Source organism: Streptomyces sp. WM6386 (assembly GCF_000972385.1).
Classification (GTDB): domain Bacteria; phylum Actinomycetota; class Actinomycetes; order Streptomycetales; family Streptomycetaceae; genus Streptomyces.
Genome location: NZ_JXTE01000481.1, coordinates 1 through 460 on the forward strand (window position 1 = coordinate 1; position 460 = coordinate 460).

General features: G+C 73.3%; 1 protein-coding gene. It reads right to left on the reverse strand.

The genetic code is table 11. From position 1 onward, the window contains the following. On the reverse strand, positions 1-460 hold a 460-nt coding region (locus TN53_RS42340), incomplete at both ends, for a sensor histidine kinase (protein WP_046264235.1).

Genomic DNA, 460 nt, shown 5'->3' on the forward strand with positions numbered 1-460 from the left:
CCAGGGCATCGGGCTGTTCCGCGTCCGGGGCGGCCAACAGGCCCATCACATGGCGTAGTTCGGCCATCGCGGCCCGGCCGCCCGCCTCGACCGCCAGCAGCGCTTCCTTCGACCGCTGCGGCGCCACGTCCATCACCTTGCGCGCCGCCCCCGCCTGAATGACCATCACGCTCACATTGTGGGTCACGACGTCGTGCAACTCGGCGGCTATGCGGGCCCGTTCCTCCTCCACGGCCCGGTGCATCGCCTCGTCCTGGTCCCGCTGGAACTGCGCGAGCCGCTCGCGGTCGGCCGACAGACGCCGTCGCCAATAGCGGACGAGACCGGCCGCCACCCCCGCGATCAGGAGGACCACCGCGGGGCTCGACCACCCCGGCAGGATGGGCTCCGTCTCCCGGAAGGCGAAGCCGGCCAGCACCGCCGCGAAGACCATCGCCGCCGTCGCCACCGTCCGGGGCCG